Origin of the sequence: Sphingobacterium gobiense (assembly GCF_002980575.1) — a bacterium.
Lineage (GTDB): Bacteria > Bacteroidota > Bacteroidia > Sphingobacteriales > Sphingobacteriaceae > Sphingobacterium > Sphingobacterium gobiense.
Map to the genome: position 1 here is coordinate 972,870 of NZ_PVBS01000002.1, position 24,845 is coordinate 997,714.

Below are 24,845 nucleotides of genomic sequence, written 5' to 3' on the forward strand. Positions count from 1 at the left end.
AAATGGGAACTCACAATCATCATCACGATTATAATTTCGGCGAAAGATTTCAATTCGCTGGTATCGCTAAGATACTCAGCTTGGTTGGAATTGCTGTAGGGGTTGTAGCTGTTGCTTTCGGCCTTCTATCAAGTGACCATATTATGGTTGAACGTACATACGCTAACCTATTATTGATGGGTTATTATTTCACTTGTGTATGTGCCGCGGGAGCATTTTTCTTAGCGTTGCAATTTGTTACGCAATCGGGCTGGTCAGCTGGTTTAATCCGTATTCCACAGGCAATGGCTAGTGTACTGCCAATAGCAGCAATCATTTTGTTCGTTATTGTAGGTTTAGGATTGTTTACACATAATTTATATCACCATTGGCATGCTGATGGATTAATGGACGAAAATAGTCCAAACTATGACGCATTGGTGGCCGGTAAACAGGCATTTTTGAATGTTCCTGGGTTTTTGATCCGTCAGATTTTGTTCATGGGGTCATATAGCATCTTTGCTTTTATCTTGGCTAAGTTGTCTTACAAGGAGGATTTAGAGGGTGGTTTGAACTCGTATAAGAAAAGTTTTAAACTATCTGCTATTTTCTTGGTTATTTTTGGCTTTACAACGCCTATTTGGTCTTTCGATACGGTGATGTCCTTAGAAGCGCACTGGTTCTCTACCATGTTTGGCTGGTATAATTTCGCCGCCATGTGGGTTAGTGGATTGGCTGCGATTATTATTATTTTAGTATTGGTAAGAAAGGCTGGTTACTTAGCGTGGGTAAATGAAAATCATTTGCATGATTTAGGTAAGTTGTTATTTGGTTTCTCCATTTTTTGGACATATGTTTGGTTCGCCCAGTTTATGCTGATATGGTATTCGAACATCCCAGAGGAGACCGTATATTTTTACAAGAGATGGGAACCGGAGTACAAGCCTTGGTTCTGGTTGAATGTTATTATTAACTTTTTAGCGCCATTGTTGCTTTTGATGGATCGTGATGTGAAGCGTAGGGAGGGAATGATGTTATTTGTGGCCATCTTATTGTTGTGTGGACACTGGTTAGATTACTATATCATGATTATGCCAGGAACCGTTGAGAATCATCGTGGATTTGGATTTATTGAAATTGGAACAGCTATCGGTTTTGTTGGTTTGTTTACATTTCTCGTGATGAGTAAATTAAGTAAGCATGCGTTAGCGCCAAAGAATCATCCATTCTTGGAAGAAAGTTTACATCATCAGATATAGTTTCTAGTCATTGCATAGTAATACGTTTAAACGTTTTAATAAGAAATGAAATTTAAAATTAATAACAGATTCAGAGCCGTGTTGGGATGCTTACTAGCTGTAGGATTGTTGTTCTCTACACCAAGTTTTGCATTTCAGCAAGATTCATTAGCCCAAGATACTGCTGTCTCAGCTGCTAGTGATACAGTTGAAGAGGGACAGGCTGATACAGCTGCAACAGCGGCGACAGCAGAAGGAGGAGAGGCCACCGCCGCGACGACAACATCAAAATCATCATCATCATCATCGTCATCGGCTTCGGTACTTGATGAGGGACCTCAAATAGACCCACAGGTTTATAAAAACATGACGTACTACATCCTTTTATTCTTGATTTTATGTACGGTTGTGGCAGTTGTTGGTAAGGTATTATCCATTTATGAGCTGACTCGTAAAATGAATGGAAGATATAATCCGTTTGCGAACAACACTTTTCAATCGATCCTGTTGGTAATATTCCTAGTTGCTTTTCTAGGGTTTGTGTACTACGGATATGTGGTATGGGGCGACTGGGCTTGGCGTTCGGCAGTTACCGAACATGGCGAGCGTATAGATACGATGTTTATTGTCACTACGGTGATTATTACGGTTGTGCTTGTATTGGTGCATATCTTGTTGTTTACTTTCCCTTATATATACAGAATGCGTAAGGGAACGAAAGCCTATTATTATCCACATAACGATACAATAGAAAAGATTTGGACAATTGTACCCGCTATTGTATTGACGGTCTTGGTTTTGTTTGGTTTCTTTACTTGGAGATCGATTACTAACGTTCCGGAAGAATTACAGAAGTCTGCGATTCAGGTGGAGGTTTTAGGGGAACAATTCCAATGGCAAGTTCGTTATCCAGGTGCTGATGGTGTAATAGGCAAGCGTAACTATAAGTTGACTACGCCTATGAACTCGTACGGTATTGATTTCAACGATAAGCATGCATGGGATGATATCCAAGCATCAGACATTGTCATCCCCGTAAATAAATCAGTGCGTTTCCATATTATTTCAAAAGATATAATTCACTCGTTTTATATTCCTGATTTCCGCGTGCAAATAAATGCGGTTCCGGGGATGACCAACTACTTCCAGTTTACTCCGACGATGACTACGGAAGATATGCGTGAAAAAATGGACGATCCGAAGTATGATTTTATTATGCTTTGTAATAAGATATGTGGATCAGGCCACTACAACATGCAAAAGAAAGTTATAGTAGTTACGGAGGAAGAGTATAAAGAGTGGTTGAGTACGCAGAACAAGTATTTTACGGAAGATTTGCAGAAGGAATTTGCTGCGGCAAATGCTGAGGTTTCGAAAGAACTTACTACAGCTTCATTAAATTAATATTGAGCGCTCTTCGGCCATTGAAGAAAAAATAAATAGAGAAATTTTAAACGAATATGTCAAGTACAGTTATATCGCACGGCGCAGCGCATCATGACGCACATGATCATCATCAGGAGACCTTCTTAACGAAGTATATCTTCAGTCAAGATCACAAGATGATTGCGAAACAATTTTTGATCACAGGTATTGTGATGGCAGTCTTCGCTATGGTGCTTTCTATCTTATTCCGTATCCAATTAGCTTGGCCGGATACAGATTTTCCAATTTTAGAAGTCTTTTTAGGCAAATGGGCCGAAGGCGGACGGATGAAACCTGAATTTTTCCTATCATTGGTGACCATTCACGGTACTATGATGGTATTCTTTGTATTGACAGCTGGTTTGTCAGGTACATTCAGTAACCTATTGATTCCATATCAATTGGGCGCACGCGATATGGCGTCGCCATTAATGAATATGTTATCTTATTGGTTCTTCTTTACGGCGTGTGTTATTATGGTAGCGTCTTTCTTCGTTGAAAGTGGACCTGCTTCTGCCGGATGGACCATTTATCCGCCTTTATCATCCGTGCCGACTTCTATTCCTGGGTCTGGTCTAGGGATGACATTGTGGCTAATTAGTATGACCTTGTTTATCGCTTCTCAGGTATTGGGTGGTGTAAACTATATTAGTACGGTATTGAATATGCGCACAAAGGGGATGGACCTTTGGAAAATGCCATTAACAATATGGGCATTTTTCCTGACAGCCATTGTTGGTTTGTTGTCCTTCCCTGTATTGGTGTCAGCTGTTGTTCTTTTATTCTTTGACCGTTCGGTAGGTACATCTTTCTATCTGTCAGATTTAGTGGTTCAAGGTGAGATTTTACCCAATGAAGGCGGATCCCCGATCTTATTCCAGCACTTATTCTGGTTCTTAGGGCACCCAGAGGTATATATCGTAGTGATGCCCGCATTGGGGCTAACTTCGGAAATTATCTCTACAAACTCACGGAAACCAATTTTTGGATACCATGCGATGGTGTATTCTTTGGTAGGTATTACGGTATTGTCGTTTATCGTTTGGGGGCACCACATGTTTGTAACTGGCATGAATCCGTTCTTAGGAGGCGTATTTATGATTACAACATTAATTATAGCGGTGCCGTCTGCAGTGAAGGCCTTTAACTATATCGCCACACTGTGGAGAGGTAATATACGCTTTACTCCAGCAATGATGTTCGCTATTGGAATGGTTTCATTCTTTGTGTCGGGTGGTCTTACAGGGTTATATTTGGGGAACGCAGCTTTGGATATTAACTTACACGACACCTATTTTGTGGTAGCCCACTTCCATTTAGTAATGGGGTCAGCATCTATTTTTGGTATGTTGGCCGGTGTCTATCATTGGTACCCAAAGATGTTTGGGCGTATGATGGATACCAGATTAGGATATCTTCATTTCTGGCTCACATTTCTTGGAGCTTACCTGGTGTTCTTTCCAATGCACTTTATGGGAATAGATGGTGTACCCCGTCGTTATTATACCTTTACAGCATTTCCTTTTATGGATAAATGGATTTCCGTGAACTTGTTGATTACGTGGGCAGCTATTGTAGCTGGTTTGGCACAGGTGGCGTTTTTGTGGAACTTTTTCGCTTCGATTTGGAAAGGTAAGAAAGCTACACAAAACCCTTGGAATTCTAATACGTTGGAATGGACTACACCGGTAGAGCATATACATGGAAACTGGCCGGGCGAAATTCCTACAGTTTATCGTTGGCCTTACGATTATAGTAAGCCAGGACATGATACGGATTTCATCCCGCAGACTGTTCCGTTTTCTGAAACAATGAGCTCAAATTTACCCCATGATTTCGAAGGAAATGAAGAAGCTATTCGTATTCAAGAAGAGTGGAATAAAGCAAATAATAGAGAAGTAACGGAAGGAGAAGGATAGAAGGCCTTACAAAAAGAGAGAAGAGGTGTGTGATGTATCCTGCTACAGAGAAACGGTTCATTAGGGCAAATAGAATTACAATTCTTGTTTTGTTCCTTGTTATTACAGCAGGGGGAATCGTTAGGAGCACAGGATCTGGGATGGGATGTCCTGATTGGCCGAAATGTTTTAATCGGATAATTCCACCTACAGATGTTTCGCAGCTGCCGGAAGGGTATGAGAAACAATATATCGAAGGTCGAGCAAAAAAAAATCAACGTTTTGCGAGAATAGTTGAATTCTTTGGTTATCCGGATATGGCGGATAAGATACGCCACGATGAAACTGTTCTGCAGCACGAAGAGTTTAATGCGGCGAAAACCTGGACAGAGTATATTAACCGATTGGTTGGTGTCGTTGTTGGCTTTTGTTTGCTTTTTTCTGCGGTATTCTCGTTTACCTACTCGAAAAGTAAACCATCTATTGTTTGGTGGAGCGTTCTGAATGTTTTTGTGGTAATTATTCAAGCTTGGTTGGGTTCCATCGTGGTCTCTACGAACTTGATGCCTTGGATTATTACCGTACACATGCTTTTGGCGTTGGTTATTGTAGCAATAAGTATATATACGTTTTATCTAGCTACAACCATGCGGAATACAAGCATCTTGATTAATCATCGCTTCGATTTGCTGAAAGGGATAGCGATATTCCTGTTGCTATTGACGGTGGTACAAGTCGTGTATGGAACCGGGGTTAGAGAAACTATTGATCATTTAAATGATCAGGGCGTTACTCGTAACGAATGGATTTCTCGATTAGGGCCGTCTTACGATTTACATCGTACTTTGGCCTATATATCATTAGGAACGACCATAGTGCTGTTCTTTTTGGTAAAAAATAAATTTAGTTCATTGACATTACAAAGTAAATACGCTTGGATTGTACTAATCTTGGTTGGAATTCAGATGATATCCGGGATTGTTCTAGCTCGTTTTAATGTGCCGGCGATAGCGCAAACAACACATTTGGTTATTGCTAGCTTGTTTTTTGGCGCCTTGTATTATTTGATGCTTTTAATGACAAAATTAAAACGATAATATGTGCAAAGTTGCAGACATTTGTGGTCTAAATGCATATTTGTTCATTTTTTAGAAGAGGATAAAATTTTCATGAAGCAATTCATCTCCGATTTCAATAAATTAGTTAAACTTAGGCTGACGCTTACGGTCGTGTTTTCAGCGTCTATTGCATTTTTAATTGGGGCTAAGCAGCAGGGCGACATTATTTGGGTAAATTGGTTGATTTTAACGATCGGAGGCTTTTTAATTACAGGTTCAGCGAATGGTTTTAACGAAATTATTGAGCGAGATCTTGATAAGTTGATGAAGCGGACCGAAGATAGACCATTACCGGCGGGTAGAATGACTACAGGACAGGCATTGGTGTTAAGTTTGTTTATGGGAATTTTTGGAACCTTATTACTAGTCGAACTTAATTTCCTAGCAGGTCTACTATCGGTTTTCGCTATTATCCTGTACGCCTTCGTATATACACCATTAAAACAAAAATCGCCTATTGCTGTGTTTGTAGGCGCGTTTCCTGGAGCATTACCACCGTTGATTGGTTATTACGCTGCGTTTAAATCCGCTGGATTTGGGTTTGAATATGCGGCAGTTAGTGAAGCGGCGATTGTCATTATACCCTGGGTATTGTTTTTAATTCAGTTTTTTTGGCAGTTTCCGCATTTTTGGGCGATAGCTTGGGTTGCAGACGAAGATTACAAACGCGCTGGGTTTAGGCTATTACCGACGACAAAGAAAGACACAATTTCAGCTTGGATGATTTTTATCTCAGCAGTTTTGATGATTCCGGTAGGTATATTGCCTTTATATTATGGTTTCGGTGGTTGGGTATTTACAGTTGTGTCGCTGTTTGGCGGGTTGTTGTTTGCTTATTATGGTTTTAAGCACCTAAAAGAAATGACCGATGCTACGGCAAGAAAAGTGATGTTTACTTCATTCATTTATTTGCCGTTGACGCAGTTGGTTTTGTTATTTGATTTTATTCCTTTAAAATAGATGGAGCACACGGAGGATTATACAACAGAAGAATTGATTCAGTCAAGAAAAGCTAAGAAATTTAATCTTTGGCTGGGTATGATTGGTATGTTTATGATGTTCGCTGCATTATCCAGTGGATTCATCGTGTATACCGCTAGTGGTGTAGACAAGGGGATCAAGACAATTCTACCCGACACGTTTATATATAGTACCATTGTTATTTTGGTAAGTAGCTTGACGCTACATTTGGCTTATCGCGCAACGAAACGTGAACAAATAGGTAAGCAAAAGCTTTATCTGTTGCTCACTATTGCATTAGGCATTGCGTTTTTCGTGTTGCAAACGGATGCTTGGTCAGTATTGGCGGATAGAGGTATTTATTTTGTAAATAATAATGCATCGCAATCATTTATTTATGTGTTTACAGGGATGCATTTGGCACATATTATTGCGGGTTTGATCGTGTTGGTAAGATGTTTATGGGGAGCTATGAAGCCAATCCCATTTCCGGAGAACCAATTCCGCATGAATTTAGCCGGTATTTTTTGGCATTTTCTCGATCTTTTGTGGATTTATATTTATGTTTTCTTACTTTTGAATCAATAATAGTAAAAAATGAGTACAACAACTGTATCGCAATTGGATAAGGTAAAAGACGGCCCTTGGAGTGGTGGCAAGTCACCTTGGAATTTGGAGTATGGAAAAATCATGATGTGGTTTTTCTTGGTGTCGGACGCCTTTACGTTTTCTGCATTTTTGATTTACTATGGTGCGCAAAAATTTGCCCAACCGACGTGGATCGACGCAGATAAAGTGTTCCAATCTATTCCTGGCATAGCTGAATCTGGACAGCCTTTGGTGTTTGTAGGTATTATGACCTTTATTTTGATTATGTCTTCAGTGACCATGGTATTAGCCGTTGACGCGGGACATCGGAATAAAAAAGATGAGGTTGTGAAATGGATGTTGTGGACGATTTTGGGTGGTTTGGCCTTTGTTGGTTGTCAAGCTATTGAGTGGACGCACTTACATCACCAGGGTTTTTGGTTTGGAAGGAATCCAGCCACAGGTTTAGAAGGCGAAGCGGTAGCGGAAGCATTGGCGCCTTATTTTACAAGGGATATATCCTATACGGCAGCCTTACAGTTCTCTAATCTCTTTTTCACGATTACAGGTTTTCACGGATTCCACGTATCTATTGGAATTTTACTGAACATCATCATTTTGAGCATGACGCTGAATAACACATTCGAAAGAAGAGGCACGTACCTTATGGTAGAAAAGGTAGGTCTTTATTGGCACTTTGTGGATTTGGTATGGGTATTCGTGTTTACGTTCTTCTATTTGATTTAATCGATTTAAAAACTAAATATTTAACAAGGATATGTCTAATCATAACGAAAATATAGCTGCTGCCCACAACCACCATGACCATGGTGGCATGGATAAAAAGGGAATTTGGAAAGTGTTTTTTATACTTTTGGCCTTAACAGCACTCGAATTTTTAATTGCCTTAGGTTTTGTACACCATTGGGGTGTGCTTCAAAAAGGAATGTTTGTCAATGTTATCTATATCGCATTGACGTTGCTAAAAGCATATTATATTGTCGCCTATTTCATGCACTTAAAATTTGAAAAATCAGGTTTTATCGTATGTGTGAGTATTGGCTTTATCTTCATCGTATATTTTATCGTACTAATGTTAATTGAGGGTGATTATCTATTGTATCATTTACAGGAACATCCATTATTTCCCAATAACTAGTTAAATGAGGAGAAGGCTGAATGAGTAAGCGCACTCAAAGAAATAGATCAACAATAATTATCCTGGCATTAATCTTACTTGTGCCAGGATTTTTATATATAGCCGTCAATAGATTTGGCTTTAATGAATATGCGTCACTACCTGTTTTCGGAGATAAGGAATTGAGTGGAGAAATGAAGCGTAACTGGGGTAGGGAATATGCAGATACGATTTTTCATACCGCAAACCGTATTTATTTTGAAGACGCGGCTGGTGCAAATATCGCTTTTCCTGCGGGTGATACTTGTATTAGTGTCGCTCATCTCTTTTACACTCGAGATGCTGCTTTTTCACGTTTGATGCTTGACCATGTGGATATGTTAGCAGCACATTTCCAAGAAAATCCGATGGTAAAGTTCTTCTCTATTTCGGTAGACAGTACGGATACCCGAGCTGATCTGGAGTCCTTTGTTGATCGATATAGGAATATGGAAGTGAAGCATTGGAACTTAGTAAGTAATCCTACGGTCGATATCTTTGGTTATGCGCAGGAGCAATTATTAATCGATGCCATGCCTGATCCAGCTGACTCGACTCGTTTTTTGATCAGCAACCAGTTAGTGCTGTTGGACTCTAAAAGCCGTATTCGAGGTTTTTACGATATCAGTCTGAAAGGAGAAATAGATCGCTTGGAAGACGAGATAAAATTGCTTGCGGTGGAGGAAATTCGGAATAAACCACTAAAAATAGAAAAAATAAGATAAATACGCATGATTACAGCAGAAGAGAAAAAGTATAAGAAGTGGATTGTGACGCTGTCTATCGTAATCCCCTTGGTGGTGGCGGCTTTGTTTGGTGTTAACCTACGGAGGATGGGGGTCGATGTTGAACCGTTGACTTTTTTACCGCCTATTTATGCGACGATTAACGGATTGACGGCTATATTGTTGGTTGTAGCCGTAACTGCTATTAAACGAGGTAATCAAAGATTGCATGAAAACTTGATTAAAGCGTGCATGGCTTGCTCAGCCGCTTTTCTAGTTATGTATGTAGCCTATCACATGACCTCCGAATCTACGTCTTATGGTGGCGAAGGTACTATACGCTACATATACTTCTTTATTTTGATTACCCACATTGTCTTGTCGGTGATTATTATTCCCTTTGTGCTCTTTACTTTTGTACGTGGTATTGCTGGCGCGTACGAGCGACATAAGCGTTTAGCACGTATTACTTATCCTATGTGGTTATACGTGGCGGTAACAGGTGTAATCGTCTATTTAATGATTTCGCCATACTATAGTTAATCTAACTTACAATAGTTATGCAAAGAGTTTGGATATACCAAAGCAACCGTTTTTTCGAAGCCGAAGAGGTGCAGAAGATCGAACAAATCCTAGAAGAATTTGTACAGCAATGGACTGCGCATGGTAGTCAACTTGCCGGTTCCTATGAGATCCGTTATAGTTTGTTCATCATATTAAAGGTGGATGAAGAAAAAGCGATGGTTACTGGATGCTCCATTGATAAGTCAGTTCATCTCCTGAAAAAGATAGAACAAGAACTCGGCATTTCTTTATTTGATCGGTTGCAGCTTGCCTATCGCAGGGAGACTAATGCACCTATTCAAGTGGTTTCACAGGAGAATTTCAGAGAATTGTTGGCCACGGACGAGATTGATCACGACAGGGTCGTTGTTTTCAATAATATGATAACCTCGGTGCAGGAACTAGATATGAAATGGGAAGTGCCGATGAAATATAGCTGGCACGGTAAGGTTTTTTTATAGAACGATCATCAGATTTTATTTTATTGGGGCAATCCGTTACGGTTGCCCCAATGATTTTACAGCGCTACTTGTATTAATTTCGGAGCGGCATTTTTGATTTCTTCACTTGCTTCCGCGCTATACTGATCGAAATTTTGAATAAAAAGTTCGGCTAGACTTTGGGCTTGCCGATCATATGCTGCCTTGTCTTTCCATGTATTTCTTGGATTAAGAATTTCCGTAGGGACACCAGGGCAAGCTTCAGGTATAAGGATACCAAAATACGGATGGTGCCTAAACGTTTGATGTGCAAATTCTTCCTGAATGGCTGCCTGTACCATTGCACGGGTATACTGTAAACCGATTCTCTTGCCTTCTGGATAGGCTCCTCCCGTCCAGCCTGTGTTAACCAACCAAACCCTAACTTCTGGATTTTCCTTTAATTTTTTGCCCATTAGTTCCGCATAAACCGTTGGGTGGAGTGGCAGGAAAACTTTTCCAAAGCATGCAGAAAACGTAGGTTGTGGTTCGCGGATGCCGACTTCGGTCCCAGCAACCTTAGCCGTATATCCAGATAGAAAGTGATACATCGCTTGCGCAGGCGTCAGTTTTGAAATAGGTGGTAGGACGCCGAAAGCATCACAAGTCAGAAAAAAGATGTTCTTGGGCGTGTTTCCTATAGCTTGTTTCTTGGCATTTTTTATATGATAAATAGGATATGCTGCCCGCGTATTTTCGGTAAGATCGGCATTGCTGTAATCCACAGTGGAAGTCCCATCTTTAAAGCTTACATTTTCTAAGAGTGCAGGATGTTTTATCGCTGCATATATCTGTGGCTCTTTATCGGGGCTTAGGTCGATACATTTGGCATAGCAGCCTCCTTCGAAATTAAATACGGCGCGATCTGTCCAACCGTGTTCATCATCGCCGATTAATTTACGGCTCGCATCGGCCGATAATGTTGTCTTGCCTGTGCCGCTCAAACCAAAAAATAACGCAATGTCGTCCCGCTCACCTTCATTTGCAGAGCAGTGCATCGGAAGTACACCGTATTGGTGCGGTAGCAGGAAGTTTAACACAGAAAATATACCTTTCTTCATTTCACCGGTGTAGGCGGACCCGCCGATCAGGATCATTTTTTTGGCAAAATTAATAATCGTAAAGTTTTCTTGTCGTGTGCCATCGGTATCGGGGTCTGCTAGAAATTCCGGTACTTGAAAGACAACCCATTCTGGTTTGTAGTCGTCCAACTCGCTCTCTGACGGTCGCAAGAAAAGATGATGACAGAACAGATTTGCCCAAGGCGTCGTATTGATTACGGTGACGCTGAGCCGATAGGAGGGATCTGCGCCTGCGTAACAGTGACGCATCCAAATTTCGCGGCCTCGAATAAAGGTATTCATCTTACGCAGAAGCTTGTCAAAGACTTCGGTAGCGATAGGAATGTTGATTCCGCCCCAGTCAACCGTATCGGAGGTTATCTCATCACGGACGATAAAACGGTCCTTGGGTGAGCGACCTGTGAATTTTCCTGTTTGAATACATAATGCGCCTGTGTCATTAAGTTTACCTTGTCCACGCGCTAACGTCTGCTGGACTAAGGTTTTTGCATCTTGATTAAGATAAACATTTGAAGAAGAGGTGTCTACCATCACCATAATAATCATTATTTAGTTTTACGGAACTAAGGTATGGAGAATATCTAGAGAAAAAAGAGAGGAGATAATTTTCGCGAAAAAATGAACAAAATAGATTAATTTTTATCATTTGCGCACTGAAAGGCGAACTTCAGCGAAATAGGACCTAGCGTTATCAACGATTTAATGTAAATGTATAAATGTGAAAATCGAAATATAAATCTGTTTTATAGGGTTGATTATAAAATTTTCTTCGTTTTTTTTGTGGTTTGTGTTTGTTTTTTAGCACGAGCCCAACTTATTTTTAACTGTACCTTAACCAAGTTCTTTCTTGATTTATTTTCAATGTTATTTCTTTCCCAAAAATAAGACTGTGGTTGTTGTCGATATGGCCAGCAGGAAAATCAAAGCAAACGGGGAAATCATATTCGACAACTTTATCCATGATTATTTCTTCGAACCGTTGTCCGAAGGAAGGGCGGCTGTCTTTTAATGACGTAAAGCTTCCCACAATTAAGCCGTTTAGCCTTGCAAGTTTATTTGCTCTTTTAAGGGTCCATAACATCCGGTCGATATTATAGTGTTGTTCGCCAACGTCCTCGATAAAAAGAATTTTATTATCATAGAGGCCGTCAGAAGGAGAGGCTAGCATACTGTGGAGAATGGCGAGATTTCCTCCTATCAATTGGCCGGAACCTTCTCCTGAGCGGTTGGGAAATGTATATTGGGTATATCGTACATCCATATCGTGTCCAAAAAGCGCACACTTTAACGAAGTTAGTGCTTCTTTGGTACTATCATCGAATGATTTTGGCATTTGACCGTGGATACTACATATGCCGATCTGATGATGGAGATGAGCGTGTAGCACCGTAATGTCACTGAAGCCAACAATCCACTTTGGATGCCTTTTGAACTTCCTAAAGTCTAGCTGATCTATAATCCGAACGGTACCATATCCTCCACGAGCGGCGAAAACAGCCTTTATTTCTGGGTCGTCGAGCGCCGCTTGTAAGTCTTGTCTTCGCACCTCGTCCGTTCCCGCAAACTGATGGAACCTAGTCGTCACACTGGTGCCAACTTCTACTTGAAGTCCCCAATCACTAAAGATTTTTAGCGCTATATCGATGTTACCTTTTATATAGCTCGCTGGGCAAACGATAGCAACTTTGTCTCCTTCTTTAAGAAATTCTGGCGTTTTCATATCAAACCTTTATTATTATACGCGCAATTTGAGTTATCTTTGTCAAAGAAACAAGTATTTGTTTTTTTTCAATGCTATTGTCAACTTAAAAATCGTTATACGTTGAGTATTCTCACTAAAAATCGTTTTACTATTACTTCGGCTTTGCCTTACGCCAACGGCCCTTTACATATCGGACATTTAGCTGGTGCTTATGTTCCAGCCGATATTTTTGCTCGCTTTCTACGTCTGAATAATAAAGATGTTGTGTTTGTTTGCGGCTCGGACGAGCATGGAGCGGCTATCACTATAAAAGCAAAGAAAGAAGGGGTAACGCCTCGGGAAATTATTGATAAGTACAATCAACAAATTAAGGAAAGCTTTATCGAGTTTGGCATCGAATTCGATATATACCATCGTACGTCGGAGCAGGTGCATCACGAGCTGTCGCAAGAGTTTTTCATGAATCTATATGAAAAAGGCGAGTTTATAGAAAAGTTTTCTGAACAGTATTTTGACGAGGAGTTCCAGCAATTCTTAGCCGATCGCTATATTGTAGGTACATGTCCGCATTGTCATAATGAAGGAGCTTACGGCGATCAATGTGAAAAATGTGGCACGTCACTAAATCCGACAGACCTCATAAACCCTAAATCCACATTAAGCGGCAACCCTCCCGTATTGAGGGAAACGAAGCATTGGTACCTTCCGTTGGATAAATATCAACCTTGGTTGGAAAAATGGCTGATTGAGGGAAAAAAGGACGTGCTAAAATCGAATGTTTTTGGACAATGCCAATCGTGGTTGAAATTGGGTTTGCAGCCGCGTTCGATGACACGCGATTTAGATTGGGGAGTTGATGTTCCACTTAGCGAAGCACAAGGAAAAAAGTTATATGTTTGGCTGGATGCACCTATCGGATATATTTCAGCTACGAAACAATGGGCCATTGATAACGGACGAGATTGGGAAAAATATTGGAAGAAACAAGCTGATGCGTCAGATGACTCTACTTTGATTCACTTTATCGGAAAGGATAATATTGTGTTTCACTGTATTACTTTTCCCGCGATATTGCATGCGCATGGTGAATATATACTGCCCGAAAATGTTCCTGCAAATGAATTTTTAAACTTAGAAGGCGATAAGTTATCTACTTCGCGAAACCATGCTGTATGGTTACATGAATATTTGGCGGAATTCCCTGAAAAACAAGACGAGTTGCGATATGTGCTGACATCGATTCTGCCAGAAACATCCGATAGCGAGTTCACCTGGAAAGACTTTCAAGCACGGGTAAATAATGAGCTAGTTGCTATTTTAGGTAACTTTGTGAACCGGGTCATGGTTTTGTCGCATAAGTATTTTGAGGGAAAGGTTTCGTTGGAAGAACCGTTAACAGAAGGAGATCAGGCCGTGTTGAAAGAGCTTGGGACCTATCCCCAGCTCATCGCGCAGTCGATCGAACAATACCGTTTCCGAGAAGCATTGAGCCACTTCATGAATGCAGCACGTTTGGGTAATAAATACCTAGCTGATGAAGAACCATGGAAAGTATACAAGGAAAATCCTGCTCGCGTGAAAACCGTTTTATATGTGGCAGCGCAGATTGTTGCAAATTTAGCCGTACTGGCGCAACCGTTTCTACCGAAAACAGCACGTAAGTTATTCGCCATGTTAAAGCTGGAATCACAAAATTGGGCGCATGCTGGGCAACCGGATCTTATTCCCACAGCGCATATACTCGGCGAGGCTCAGCTGCTGTTCGAAAAGATTACCGACGAGGAAGTGGATTTTCAGTTGCAGAAACTGCAGGAAGCGAAAGCCAAAAATACGGCTGTAGCAACCCCAGCTCAACCGGCAAAAGCGAACATTAGCTATGACGACTTCTTAAAAATGGATATCCGTGTGGGCACGGTATTGGAAGCGGAAAAAGTTGCTAAAACGAAGAAACTGTTGAAGCTGAAAATCGATACGGGTATCGATCAGCGAACAGTAGTTTCCGGAATCGCGGAGTACTTCAAACCAGAAGATATTGTTGGTAAGCAGGTGTCGATTCTTGTGAATCTTGAACCAAGGGTTATCAAAGGCATCACATCCCAAGGGATGATTTTAATGGTAGAAGATACCGATGGCAGATTGGACTTCGTAAACCCGACATCCGCAGTTAAGCCTGGGAGTTCGGTACGGTAGGGGTTTTGAACCAGTCTATGAGAACCCCAACGACAAAAAAGACAAGCGAGGGCATTACCCAGCCAAGCTCATAAGCAAAGAAGGGGATATAGGTAAGCCACGCCAAGATATCGGCATGTAAGATGTCTACTATTTTCATGACATTCAACGTCGCGATGATAGTAGAAGCAATTAATGCTAGCGCATACGGTAGTTTAGATTTGACGAACCGCCCAAATATAACAATATATAAGACCAGCGTGATGACAATGGGGTAGACGAAAGCTAGTGGGGGATAAGCAAACTGGATAATATTGTCTACACCAGTAACGGATAAAATTCCTGCGATAATGCACGTCAAAGTGACCAATAGCTTGTAGCTCAGCTTTCCGTTTGTTAATTTGGTGAAAAAGATTCCAACACCCGTAGTTAATGCGATAGCTGTCGTGAGACAAGCCAGTCCAATACTGATGGCAATGGCGACGGTACCATACTGACCTAGGTGACTGTTTGCAATGTGTAAGAGCAAGGCCGATCTGCTGATATCGTTATTTTCTATTCCTGAAGTTGCACCGAGGTAAATGAGTCCGCCATAGATAGAAAATAGACAAATAGCTGCGAGTACACCTGCGGCAATAACGATTTTATTTTTCTCTGCCACGCTATTGTAGCCTTTGGCGCGGGTTGCCGAGATAATGATTCCGGCGAAAATCACCGACGCGAGTACATCGAGGGTTTGGTAACCTTCAACAAAACCAAGCGTAAAAGAAGTCGAGCCGGATAACGCGGTTTCTTCGAGAGGTGCCAGCGGGTTTGTAAGTCCTAATAAGACCAATACAGTCAGGATAACCAATAGAATAGGTGTTAAAACGCTTCCGACGATATCTACGACTTTGGAAGGAATAATCGCCAAAAGCCAAACGATACAGAAGAAAATAAGGGAGGTCCAAATGGGATTGCTTTCTGGAAAGAAAGGTAGGACTCCCACTTCATACGTGGTCGCGGCGGTTCGTGGTGTGGCGATCAATGGTCCGATACAGATCATGATAACCGCCCCTAAGATAGCCGTGAGGTTCTTGTTAATACGATGGCCTAAATCGTTGAAATCATTGCCGGAATTGGTGACAGATAAGATACCGAGAAAAGGGAGGAAGATGCCGGTGAGTCCAAATGCTAAGATAGTCACCCAAACGTGATTACCTATTTGTAGGCCAATATAAGGAGGCAATAGTAAGTTCCCCGCTCCAAAAAACATGGCAAATAAAGCAAAACCTATGGTAGTAATATCTCGTATCTTTCTCAAAATAAAATCTGGTAATGTCTAAAACAATAATTCAATTAGCTGCTTCGCTTCAATTACGTCATGTACACGAAGTAATTGGACACCTTTTGTAAGCAATATGGTGTTTAACGCGATCGTACCTACTAATGCCTCCTCTGCGGTGACGTTAAGCTTTTTATATATCATCGACTTGCGTGATACGCCTCCTAATAGCGGAAGCCCAAAGTAGTGCAGTTCGTCTACACGATGTAGTAGTTCATGGTTTTGTTCCACGGTTTTTGCGAATCCAAAGCCGGGATCAAGAATAATATCTTTGACGCCTAAAGCACGCAATGTTGCAATCTTTTCTCCCAACGCTGTTGCCACATCTTCTACTACATCGTCGTAATCCGTTAACGTTTGCATCGTTTGCGGTGTGCCGCGCATGTGCATCAAAATGTACGGAACCTGTAACCGGGCTACTGTAGCAAACATGTCTTTATCAAGCGTACCGCCTGAAATATCATTGATCATATGTGCGCCGGCGGCTATACAAGCTTCCGCAACGTCCGCGCGAAAAGTGTCAATGGATAGTATAATATTAGGCTGTCTATTAGATAATTCGCGAATAACGGGTGCGACTCTATCTAATTCCTCCTGCGAAGAAACAGGAGATGCTCCCGGCCGGGAGGAGTAAGCCCCAATATCGATTATATCTGCTCCCGCTATAATAAGTTGCTCTGCTTTTACTAGAGCTTGTTCCACGCTGTTATGTCTTCCACCATCGTAAAACGAGTCGGGCGTTACATTTAGAATCCCCATAATGAGCGGTTTCTCAAATGTTATCAACCGACCGTTGACGTTAATAGATTGTGTAGCTGTCATTTCCGTAAGAATTCGAATTTACCGCTAGGGTCTAGCTTCATTACAGTAGAGGATTTGCCGTCCCCTTTTTCATCCTGACCGTAAGCTACGATATAATCCACTCCCGTCTTGATCTGCTCGGAAATTTCTTCAAAACAAGTAGGAGAAATCTCTCCGCTGATATTTGCAGATGTAGACACGATAGGTTTACGAAATCGTTTCAATAATTGCTCGCAGAAAGGATGTTGTACAATGCGGATACCAATACTGCCATCAGGAGCAACAACATTTGGAGCTAGGTTTTTTGCGTTCGAATACACAATTGTCAGCGGCTTTTCGGCATATTCGATCAATTCGTAAGCCACCTCCGGTATGTCATTTACATAACTAGCAAGTTGATTGTCGCTGTGTAGCAGTATAATTAAGCTTTTGTGCTGCTCGCGCCCTTTCAACGCAAAGACTTTTTCTACGGCTTCTGCGTTTGCGGCATCGCATCCTATGCCCCAAATCGTATCCGTAGGATAAAGAATAAGCCCTCCGTTTTTCAACGTTTCAAGGGCTTTGTTTAAATCTTCTTTATGTACCGCATCGTATCCCATCAAACAGCGACGTTATGATCGCGTAGTGCGTCATTCAAAGAAGTTTTTTTGTCTGTCGATTCTTTACGTTGGCCGATAATTAACGCACAGGGTACTTGGTATTCGCCAGCGGCAAACTTCTTGGTGTAAGAACCCGGTATAACCACAGAACGTGCCGGAACGTGACCTTTGTATTCCACTGGCTCGGGACCGGATACGTCAATGATTTTTGTAGATGCTGTCAATACGACGTTTGCACCTAAAACAGCCTCCGTTTCCACATGTACACCTTCGACGACAATTGCCCGGGAACCTACAAACACATTGTCCTCAATGATGACAGGTGCTGCTTGGATGGGTTCGAGAACACCGCCAATACCTACGCCACCACTTAAATGGACGTTTTTACCAATTTGGGCACAAGAGCCAACGGTAGCCCAGGTATCGACCATTGTTCCTTCATCTACATATGCACCGATGTTGACATAAGAAGGCATCATAATAACACCTTTTGATAAATACGCGCCGTAACGTGCACTTGCTCCAGGGACAACACGCACGCCAAGTGCTTTGTAGTTGGTTTTTAGTTCCATTTTATCATGGTAAACGAAAGGTTTGTTGCTTATTTCTTTCATTTCCTGAATAGGGAAGTAAAGAATAACGGCTTTTTTGATCCAATCATTTACATGCCAGCGGCTTCCAATGGGTTCAGCCACGCGTATTTCTCCTTTGTCAAGCTTGTCAATCACGACTTTGACAGCTTCATAATGTTCTTTATATTCTAATAATTGCCTGTTTTCCCAAGCGTCCTCAATTAATTTTTGCAATTTGTGTAAATCCATTTAATTATAATGTTATAAAATGAAAGGTTGAATACAAACTTATATAAAATGCTTTGATTCCCGAACACCGAATAGCAAATTATTAAACCTTGCTCGAAAAATCTTACTTTTGCTAAATGGCAGCAGAAACGGAAAAACTACGAATCGATAAATATCTATGGGCGATTCGTATATTCAAGACGAGAAGCCTAGCTACCGAGGCATGTAAAGCGGGGCGTGTGAAACTCAATGGACAGAATGTAAAACCCTCCTATATGGTGAAAGTAGGGGAGATTTATGCTGTTCAAAAAGGTATCGAACGCAAAGTGATTCAAGTAACCGGGTTATTGGAAAGACGGGTAGATGCTAAAACAGCTGTTCAGTTTTATGAAGACCAGACGCCAGTGGAGGATACCTATGCGTTTAAATCCACGTTCCATGCGCCGGTTTTAAAACGCGACAGGGGTACAGGACGACCCACCAAGAGAGACCGTCGCGAAATTGATGATTTGAAGTCGGACTGGTGGGAAGATACCGAGGGTTAATGTTAACAAGTTGTTAACCAATATCATCCCTTTTTAAAAAAGACTATCTTTACAGCATTTATTATAGGAATAATCAATCTCTGTATATGGAAAGAAAGCAAACCACCAATCGTTTAGCGTTGGCAACACTCACTTCACTATTTTTTATGTGGGGATTTATTACGTGTATGAACGACATATTGATTCCACATTTAAAAGAATTGTTTCGGTTATCCTATTTACAGGCTATGCTTGTTCAGTTTTGTTTCTTTGGAGCCTATTTTATCGGATCTTTGATCTATTTTTTGATTTCTTATTTTAAATCGGATCCTATAAACCGTATTGGCTATAAAAACGGTATCCTATTGGGACTACTTGTGTCGGCTATTGGTTGTTTTTTGTTTTATCCAGCGGCCGCTTTTGTACAGTATGGTTTGTTTCTTTCCGCTTTTTTTATTCTGGGGATCGGTTTTACCTTATTACAGATTACGGCGAATCCATTTGTAGCTCTTTTGGGTGAGCAGCACACGGCATCAGGTAGGCTGAATCTGGTTCAGGGGTTTAATTCGTTAGGGACTACTATTGCACCAATTTTAGGGGGATATTTGATATTTGAATTGTTTGCTGACGGCACAGAAATAACGGGGTCAGAAACAAAGTTTCCCTATTTATTTTTCGGCGTCGTGTTCTTATTGCTTTTTATTCTAGTGAAACTTGTCAAGCTGCCTGTGTTCAAAAACGATGATACTTCCGCCCTTGGACTCGGCGCCCTTCGGTTTCCGCAACTGAGGCTGGGCGCCATAGGAATTTTTTGCTATGTAGGTGCAGAAGTGGCTATCGGAAGTTTCCTAATTAACTTTTTAAACTTACCCGAGGTAGGAGGTATGTCTGAAGTTGTGGCCAAAAATTACCTTTCTTTATATTGGGGTGGCGCAATGATAGGTCGTTTTCTTGGGGCTATTTCCTTTAATAGCGCGATCTCACTAACAAAGAAAATCGTGTATATGCTGTTCGTTGCCTGCGTCATTACTGCGCTTATTTTCGGTATTGTCGATTTACCATTGCAACAAGCTTGGGTGTTCGGATTGTTGGTGTTAGGTAACCTATTGCTGTTTTATGTGGGGAGGTTTATTGCATCAAGAACGTTGCTGTTTTTTGCTATGATGAATGTATTGCTAATCTTACTGACTGTTTTTGGTCCAGGAGAGGTAGCATTATGGTCATTAGTGGCTATTGGATTGTTCAACTCGGTCATGTGGTCAAATATATTTACGTTAGCGATTTCGGGATTGAAAGAATATACCAGCCAAGGATCTTCGCTGTTGGTTATGTCGATATTAGGAGGCGCTTTGGTGCCGTTGGGGCAAGGAGCAATAGCCGATTATATTGGGCTTAACGAATCTTTTCTGCTCCCTGCTGTCTGTTATCTATATCTGGTGTACTTTGGATATTACTGTTTTAGAAAAGGTTTGGATGGTAGCGCTAAGACAGCAACGGTATCTTCGGGACATTAATCCCTGATTTCGGAAGGTTTTTAGATGCTCGCCCTTTATGGTATAAATACAATCTCGTAGGGGCAAGGTGGATGAGATGAAAAAACGGTTTCTTAATAAAATGGAACGTGACCGCATACTGCGGGTATTAGCGACAGTCTGTTTTTTCGTGTTGCTTTGTCTGCAATATAAACTCTTGTCCAGTTCTTACGAAATTGAAAATAGGGAATATTCGAAAGCAGAGAAAAGGGGCGTAAAGGACGCGTATGAACAAGCCATCATCAACGATAAGTTATACCCTGGCGGACAGGAAGTGATCGACCGCTACCTGTCTAAGGAAATTTTGCAGTCGTTGTATCGGGCGGATAGCAGCAGCCGTATTGTGTTAACCGATTCTTTGCGGGCAATCCATCGCCATGTGGTTGCCGAATTGCGTACAAAATCGAATATAGATTCTTTATTAAGTGCTATTCTAGAGCCGTTGCATTTGGACCGCGAAATGTATGGCTATGCTTTAACGCTTGATGATTTAGCTGTATCAATGGATGGCAGAAATTATTTTAGTCTGGTTGCGCAAGATAGACCGTTGCCTGCACTTATTGACGGTGACAGCACGTATGTAGCTTCCAATAATATCATAAGCTCGGTTTCTGTAAGCTCTTCTTCGGCATATAGCTATCGTGTTAAATTTACCCTTTATGGTTTAAATCTAGCCCATGGATACGAGGTTTTTAAAAAGATCTTTCCACTGTTGGCGCTTACAGCGATTAGTGTGTTGATGATAGCTGTTACGTACATACGTACATTTCGCAATTGGCAGAAGCAGAAAAAGCTAAATGAGATCTCACAAGATTTCTTGAATAGTATTACCCACGAATTTAAAACACCTATAGCTTCTATAGCCGTTTCCGTAAAAAATTTGGTTCGGGAAACGCAAGGACTTCATAATAAGCGTGTGTCTCAGAGCATAGAGGTTATTGAAAGACAATCGCAGCGCATCGATCACTTGGTTGACCGGGCGATAGGGATATCCATGTTTAATCCGAATCAGATATGCCTTGAACATCGAAATTTAACAGAGGATATGGACATTATAGTTTATAATCTCCAACTCAAATATGTAAATACTCCGCATGTGTTCCTTGATTTTAAGACGCAGAAAGAGGAGGTTTTTGCGCACTATGATCTGTTTTTGTTGACTACAGCTATTAATAACCTAATAGAAAACGGTATTAAACACAATAATAACCGGGAAAAGGAAGTCGTCGTCCGATTATTTACCGAAGCAAAGCAAGTATATGTCGAAATTTCCGATAACGGCGTAGGCATAGACAATGGGGAGCGATACCGTGTTTTTGAAAAATTTTATCAAGGTAAACAAGGTAAAGAAAAAGGGGGGCTTGGGCTGGGACTCTATTATGTAGATCAAATGATACGCGTACATCATTGGAAACTCGATTTAAAAAATAAGGACGACGGAGGCACGGTAATTACCATAATGATTCCAAAAGAAACTTTATAAATAACGAAATAGTTCTATTTTCTCCTCATATTGGTTCTCTTTTTGTTGTTAACACCTCGTTAACAAGTTTACGGGGGGATGAGCGCTAGTTTTGGTAGAAACTAACTGGAGATTTAGACGGCTCCGTTTAGCTAAAGCCGTTGGCTAGCAATCATGTAAAATTTGGTTTTAAGACCTATTTGAGGATGAAAGGGAAGCTTTTATTGATAGAAGATAATCAAGATTTGGGTCAGGAGGTGAAAAACTATCTAAATGCGGTAGGCTTTACGACACGGTTGGTACCGAGTAGTTTTGGAGCCATAGAAAGCTGTAAAGCGGAGGATTTTGATCTGCTGATTGTTGATATACAGTTGCCGGGAATGGATGGGTTTGAATTGATTGAAAATATACGGAGGATAAAATCATCGGTGGATTTTTTATTCCTGACAGCTAGAAGCCAACGTCAGACCCGTTTAAGAGGATTAAAGCTGGGGGCTGCTGATTATATAACGAAACCCTTTGATGCTGAAGAACTGGTATGGCGTATCCATAATATTTTAAACAGGAATAGCGGCGACGCAAAGCATGAAGAACTTAGACTGGGCGACGTGACGCTGAATCGTAACACGATGCGCTTGACTATTGGTGCACAAAAACAGTATCGACTTACTACGCGGGAATTCGAGTTGTGGGAATTTCTGTTGGCACACGAGAATACGGTACTGAAGAGGTCGGATATTTTGACACAAATATGGGGCAATGACGACTATTTCTTGGGACGTAGCTTGGACGTGTTTATCAGTCGGATACGCAAGATTCTTCGATTCTCTGAATCTGTGGAATTAGAAACTGTGTTTAAGGTGGGGTTCATTATGAAAGCGCGATCTTTTTAAACTGGATAGGATATTCCTACATTTGTTAACTACAAACATAGGAAGTATCGCTATCGTTTCATCGCTGCTATCCTGGATACCCCGGGTTTTGCTGAAGATTGGGATTCATATCTCGTTGTTGTTGTGGTATAGGAAATAACGTGCGGTAAGCATCACTTGTGTTGTGATCCCACCAGGTCGTGTTATGAAACTTATCAAAGCGTATGAGATCGTTTCTTCGAAAACCTTCGAAAATAAATTCTCTTCCTCTTTCCTCGAGTAGTTCTTCTAATGTCAGGCTACTCGTTGTGTATGCATAAGCTTGCCAGTCAGCCTCCGTAAAGGCTCTTTTTTTGCACAGATTAATTAATTCAACGGCTTCCTGCGTAGCTTTACCATTGTTTTTGCGCATAAGGGCTTCAGCTTTGGCAAAATATACCCATGTCAGACGGTATACATTCCAATCCGTATTGTTATAGTTTTCATCGATAGGCGTCCCGTCGACCCCTTCCAACTGATTGCCCAATTTATATTTATTAAAGCGGATACCGGAATTTTCCTCACCATCGCTCATGGTAGAGGATGTACCCCCTGCCGATATCCGCCTTATTTCGTCTACGAATACGAGAGGTCTCCCATTATATTCTTCTGATCCAAGAACAGGTTCGCCGGTAGCAAAATTTAGTTGATCCCCGGCTAGAAGCCAAGAAGATTTTCGTAAATCTCCATCTGCATATTTTTGATACACTCCTGGAATCACAACGACACCATTGTTCCCGTTTCGACCGCCGCCATAAATTTCACGTTGTTGAAAATGATAGAATTCGCCAGTCCATGACGGTTGGAAATTAGCTCTGGAATAGTCATAAGCAATAGAAAAAATAACTTCCTTTGACAAATGATTGGTGGTGCCAAACTGATCTTCAATATTGGGGTCTAGCTCCATTACACCATTTTGAGCGCCACCTTGTCCATTTATAAGATGGTCCGCAGCGGCGATACAATCGTCCCACCTTGGCGTACCTGTCCAAACCTCCGCATTAAGGTATAGCTCTACAAGCATAGCATAACCTCCGGCTTTGGACATTCTTCCAAGCATGGCGGAAGAGAGTTCGGGTACAAGCTCGATGTTTTCTAAAATCTCCGACTCTATAAAATGGAAAACCTCCTCCCGATCTACTGTTTCTGGTTGCTGGGGTTCACCGACTACCGTGACAACGGGAATGTTTCCGAATAAATCCATTATTTTAAGGTAGTGGAATGCACGTAGCAATTTAAGTTCTGCGATAAAGGAAGCTTTTTCCTCGTCTGTAATACCCATGTCAGCACTTGCGCGGTCCGCAATATTTGCAATTGGATCATTGCATAGTCCCATACCCCAATACATTAATCGCCACGCGTTTGCGAGTCCACCCTCATCAACGGTCCACGTATGGTAATGTAGTCGCTTCCATTTTCCTCCATCTTCCCCGTGCCGGCCTTTAGTAGGCCAAGCTAGTTGGTCAGCTGAAAGTTCTGCGGGCCGCCACCAACCATCCTGTCCAGACGGTGTTATCCACGCGTTTGCGTGTGTGTAAGGACGCAAAACTGCCGATATGACTTCGTTTCTATTGTTGTAGAAGTTATCTGTGAGCAGTTGATCATATGCATTTTCAGTCAAATCTGTACAAGCGGTTGCCCCGAAAAGACCGGCAATGATGTATGTTTTTATGATAAATTTTTTCATTCGTATAAAATTTTTAATAGTGATGAAGCTACCAATTGATTTACTGACGTTTAATAACGAGGTGTTCAAGAGCTTCGTGTATTAATTAATTTAAATAGGTA

23 protein-coding genes are annotated in these 24,845 nt (G+C 41.3%); 16 read left to right on the forward strand and 7 right to left on the reverse strand.

The genetic code is table 11. The features are described from left to right. The first annotated feature begins 2 nt into the window (after positions 1-2). The 11 genes from C5749_RS12750 to C5749_RS12800 all read left to right on the forward strand — a co-directional run bounded on the left by C5749_RS12750 (position 3) and on the right by C5749_RS12800 (position 10,133). Positions 3-1,238, forward strand: a complete 1,236-nt coding sequence (locus C5749_RS12750; protein WP_105726552.1) for a quinol:cytochrome C oxidoreductase — start codon at positions 3-5, stop codon at positions 1,236-1,238. 45 nt (positions 1,239-1,283) lie between these two features. Next, positions 1,284-2,621: a cytochrome c oxidase subunit II gene (locus tag C5749_RS12755; protein ID WP_245893769.1), complete on the forward strand. Its 1,338-nt coding sequence runs from the start codon at positions 1,284-1,286 to the stop codon at positions 2,619-2,621. 56 nt (positions 2,622-2,677) lie between these two features. Continuing rightward, the gene (locus C5749_RS12760) at positions 2,678-4,561 is read left to right on the forward strand and encodes a cytochrome c oxidase subunit I (protein WP_181151409.1); all 1,884 of its coding nucleotides are present in this window, start codon (positions 2,678-2,680) and stop codon (positions 4,559-4,561) included. A gap of 32 nt (positions 4,562-4,593) precedes the next feature. Continuing rightward, positions 4,594-5,637: a COX15/CtaA family protein gene (locus C5749_RS12765; protein ID WP_105726553.1), complete on the forward strand. Its 1,044-nt coding sequence runs from the start codon at positions 4,594-4,596 to the stop codon at positions 5,635-5,637. A gap of 72 nt (positions 5,638-5,709) precedes the next feature. Beyond that, the gene (cyoE, locus tag C5749_RS12770; protein ID WP_105726554.1) at positions 5,710-6,618 is read left to right on the forward strand and encodes a heme o synthase; all 909 of its coding nucleotides are present in this window, start codon (positions 5,710-5,712) and stop codon (positions 6,616-6,618) included. Further along, the gene (locus tag C5749_RS12775; RefSeq protein WP_105726555.1) at positions 6,619-7,206 is read left to right on the forward strand and encodes a cytochrome c oxidase subunit 3; all 588 of its coding nucleotides are present in this window, start codon (positions 6,619-6,621) and stop codon (positions 7,204-7,206) included. A 9-nt stretch (positions 7,207-7,215) separates the two neighbouring features. Beyond that, positions 7,216-7,953 (forward strand): cytochrome c oxidase subunit 3, encoded by a 738-nt coding sequence (locus C5749_RS12780; protein WP_105726556.1) that lies wholly within the window; start codon positions 7,216-7,218, stop codon positions 7,951-7,953. 31 nt (positions 7,954-7,984) lie between these two features. Continuing rightward, positions 7,985-8,365, forward strand: a complete 381-nt coding sequence (locus tag C5749_RS12785; protein ID WP_105726557.1) for a cytochrome C oxidase subunit IV family protein — start codon at positions 7,985-7,987, stop codon at positions 8,363-8,365. Between the two features lie 80 nt (positions 8,366-8,445). Next, the gene (locus C5749_RS12790) at positions 8,446-9,108 is read left to right on the forward strand and encodes an SCO family protein (protein WP_245893770.1); all 663 of its coding nucleotides are present in this window, start codon (positions 8,446-8,448) and stop codon (positions 9,106-9,108) included. Between the two features lie 6 nt (positions 9,109-9,114). Next, positions 9,115-9,651, forward strand: a complete 537-nt coding sequence (locus C5749_RS12795; RefSeq protein WP_105726559.1) for a DUF420 domain-containing protein — start codon at positions 9,115-9,117, stop codon at positions 9,649-9,651. Between the two features lie 17 nt (positions 9,652-9,668). After that, complete coding sequence (locus C5749_RS12800; protein WP_105726560.1) at positions 9,669-10,133, forward strand: ABC transporter ATPase; 465 nt, start codon at positions 9,669-9,671, stop codon at positions 10,131-10,133. A 56-nt stretch (positions 10,134-10,189) separates the two neighbouring features. Here C5749_RS12800 and pckA read toward each other — a convergent pair whose 3' ends face one another. Continuing rightward, on the reverse strand, positions 10,190-11,770 hold the full coding sequence (gene pckA / locus C5749_RS12805) for a phosphoenolpyruvate carboxykinase (ATP) (RefSeq protein WP_245893772.1): 1,581 nt from the start codon (positions 11,768-11,770) through the stop codon (positions 10,190-10,192). Between the two features lie 283 nt (positions 11,771-12,053). After that, positions 12,054-12,953, reverse strand: coding sequence for a S66 peptidase family protein (locus tag C5749_RS12810; RefSeq protein WP_105726562.1), 900 nt, complete (start codon positions 12,951-12,953; stop codon positions 12,054-12,056). A gap of 102 nt (positions 12,954-13,055) precedes the next feature. Between C5749_RS12810 and metG the strand changes: the two genes are divergently transcribed. Next, positions 13,056-15,125: a methionine--tRNA ligase gene (gene metG / locus C5749_RS12815; RefSeq protein ID WP_105727043.1), complete on the forward strand. Its 2,070-nt coding sequence runs from the start codon at positions 13,056-13,058 to the stop codon at positions 15,123-15,125. Here metG and brnQ read toward each other — a convergent pair. Genes brnQ through C5749_RS12835 form a run of 4 tightly spaced genes read right to left on the reverse strand, consistent with a single transcriptional unit; the run spans position 15,100 to position 18,649 of the window. Then, entirely contained in the window at positions 15,100-16,407 is a 1,308-nt protein-coding gene (brnQ, locus tag C5749_RS12820; RefSeq protein ID WP_105726563.1) for a branched-chain amino acid transport system II carrier protein, read from the reverse strand. The genes metG and brnQ overlap by 26 nt on opposite strands. A gap of 18 nt (positions 16,408-16,425) precedes the next feature. Next, a complete protein-coding gene (folP, locus tag C5749_RS12825; protein ID WP_105726564.1) occupies positions 16,426-17,250 on the reverse strand; it encodes a dihydropteroate synthase in 825 nt (274 codons plus the stop codon). After that, entirely contained in the window at positions 17,247-17,828 is a 582-nt protein-coding gene (locus C5749_RS12830) for an L-threonylcarbamoyladenylate synthase (RefSeq protein WP_105726565.1), read from the reverse strand. The genes folP and C5749_RS12830 overlap by 4 nt, the downstream gene beginning before the upstream one ends. Beyond that, positions 17,828-18,649 (reverse strand): 2,3,4,5-tetrahydropyridine-2,6-dicarboxylate N-succinyltransferase, encoded by an 822-nt coding sequence (locus tag C5749_RS12835; protein WP_105726566.1) that lies wholly within the window; start codon positions 18,647-18,649, stop codon positions 17,828-17,830. Before C5749_RS12835 ends, C5749_RS12830 begins: the two co-directional genes overlap by 1 nt. 116 nt (positions 18,650-18,765) lie before the next feature. Between C5749_RS12835 and C5749_RS12840 the strand changes: the two genes are divergently transcribed. From C5749_RS12840 to C5749_RS12855, 4 genes are all read left to right on the forward strand, one after another. Beyond that, the gene (locus C5749_RS12840) at positions 18,766-19,173 is read left to right on the forward strand and encodes an RNA-binding S4 domain-containing protein (RefSeq protein ID WP_105726567.1); all 408 of its coding nucleotides are present in this window, start codon (positions 18,766-18,768) and stop codon (positions 19,171-19,173) included. 86 nt (positions 19,174-19,259) lie between these two features. Continuing rightward, positions 19,260-20,666 carry a sugar MFS transporter gene (locus C5749_RS12845; protein ID WP_105726568.1) on the forward strand — a complete coding sequence of 469 codons (1,407 nt, stop codon included), beginning with the start codon at positions 19,260-19,262 and terminating at the stop codon, positions 20,664-20,666. 100 nt (positions 20,667-20,766) lie between these two features. Beyond that, a complete protein-coding gene (locus C5749_RS12850; protein ID WP_181151410.1) occupies positions 20,767-22,167 on the forward strand; it encodes a sensor histidine kinase in 1,401 nt (466 codons plus the stop codon). A 185-nt stretch (positions 22,168-22,352) separates the two neighbouring features. Beyond that, positions 22,353-23,039, forward strand: a complete 687-nt coding sequence (locus C5749_RS12855) for a response regulator transcription factor (protein ID WP_105726570.1) — start codon at positions 22,353-22,355, stop codon at positions 23,037-23,039. Positions 23,040-23,106: 67 nt separating this feature from the next. Here the strand turns inward: C5749_RS12855 and C5749_RS12860 are convergent, their stop codons facing one another. Continuing rightward, the gene (locus C5749_RS12860; RefSeq protein WP_105726571.1) at positions 23,107-24,744 is read right to left on the reverse strand and encodes a RagB/SusD family nutrient uptake outer membrane protein; all 1,638 of its coding nucleotides are present in this window, start codon (positions 24,742-24,744) and stop codon (positions 23,107-23,109) included. Positions 24,745-24,845: the final 101 nt, after the last annotated feature.

What these genes read in the sequence shown, in the direction of transcription:
- C5749_RS12850 (WP_181151410.1), top strand. Translation starts at nt 20,767, where the DNA reads ATGGAACGTGACCGCATACTGCGGGTATTAGCGACAGTCTGTTTTTTC.
- C5749_RS12840 (WP_105726567.1), top strand. Translation starts at nt 18,766, where the DNA reads ATGGCAGCAGAAACGGAAAAACTACGAATCGATAAATATCTATGGGCG.
- C5749_RS12835 (WP_105726566.1), bottom strand. Translation starts at nt 18,649, where the DNA reads ATGGATTTACACAAATTGCAAAAATTAATTGAGGACGCTTGGGAAAAC.
- C5749_RS12830 (WP_105726565.1), bottom strand. Translation starts at nt 17,828, where the DNA reads ATGGGATACGATGCGGTACATAAAGAAGATTTAAACAAAGCCCTTGAA.
- C5749_RS12775 (WP_105726555.1), top strand. Translation starts at nt 6,619, where the DNA reads ATGGAGCACACGGAGGATTATACAACAGAAGAATTGATTCAGTCAAGA.
- C5749_RS12760 (WP_181151409.1), top strand. Translation starts at nt 2,678, where the DNA reads ATGTCAAGTACAGTTATATCGCACGGCGCAGCGCATCATGACGCACAT.
- C5749_RS12765 (WP_105726553.1), top strand. Translation starts at nt 4,594, where the DNA reads ATGTATCCTGCTACAGAGAAACGGTTCATTAGGGCAAATAGAATTACA.
- C5749_RS12755 (WP_245893769.1), top strand. Translation starts at nt 1,284, where the DNA reads ATGAAATTTAAAATTAATAACAGATTCAGAGCCGTGTTGGGATGCTTA.
- C5749_RS12780 (WP_105726556.1), top strand. Translation starts at nt 7,216, where the DNA reads ATGAGTACAACAACTGTATCGCAATTGGATAAGGTAAAAGACGGCCCT.
- C5749_RS12750 (WP_105726552.1), top strand. Translation starts at nt 3, where the DNA reads ATGGGAACTCACAATCATCATCACGATTATAATTTCGGCGAAAGATTT.
- C5749_RS12800 (WP_105726560.1), top strand. Translation starts at nt 9,669, where the DNA reads ATGCAAAGAGTTTGGATATACCAAAGCAACCGTTTTTTCGAAGCCGAA.
- C5749_RS12855 (WP_105726570.1), top strand. Translation starts at nt 22,353, where the DNA reads ATGAAAGGGAAGCTTTTATTGATAGAAGATAATCAAGATTTGGGTCAG.
- C5749_RS12795 (WP_105726559.1), top strand. Translation starts at nt 9,115, where the DNA reads ATGATTACAGCAGAAGAGAAAAAGTATAAGAAGTGGATTGTGACGCTG.
- folP (WP_105726564.1), bottom strand. Translation starts at nt 17,250, where the DNA reads ATGACAGCTACACAATCTATTAACGTCAACGGTCGGTTGATAACATTT.
- cyoE (WP_105726554.1), top strand. Translation starts at nt 5,710, where the DNA reads ATGAAGCAATTCATCTCCGATTTCAATAAATTAGTTAAACTTAGGCTG.
- C5749_RS12810 (WP_105726562.1), bottom strand. Translation starts at nt 12,953, where the DNA reads ATGAAAACGCCAGAATTTCTTAAAGAAGGAGACAAAGTTGCTATCGTT.
- C5749_RS12860 (WP_105726571.1), bottom strand. Translation starts at nt 24,744, where the DNA reads ATGAAAAAATTTATCATAAAAACATACATCATTGCCGGTCTTTTCGGG.
- C5749_RS12785 (WP_105726557.1), top strand. Translation starts at nt 7,985, where the DNA reads ATGTCTAATCATAACGAAAATATAGCTGCTGCCCACAACCACCATGAC.
- C5749_RS12845 (WP_105726568.1), top strand. Translation starts at nt 19,260, where the DNA reads ATGGAAAGAAAGCAAACCACCAATCGTTTAGCGTTGGCAACACTCACT.
- pckA (WP_245893772.1), bottom strand. Translation starts at nt 11,770, where the DNA reads ATGGTGATGGTAGACACCTCTTCTTCAAATGTTTATCTTAATCAAGAT.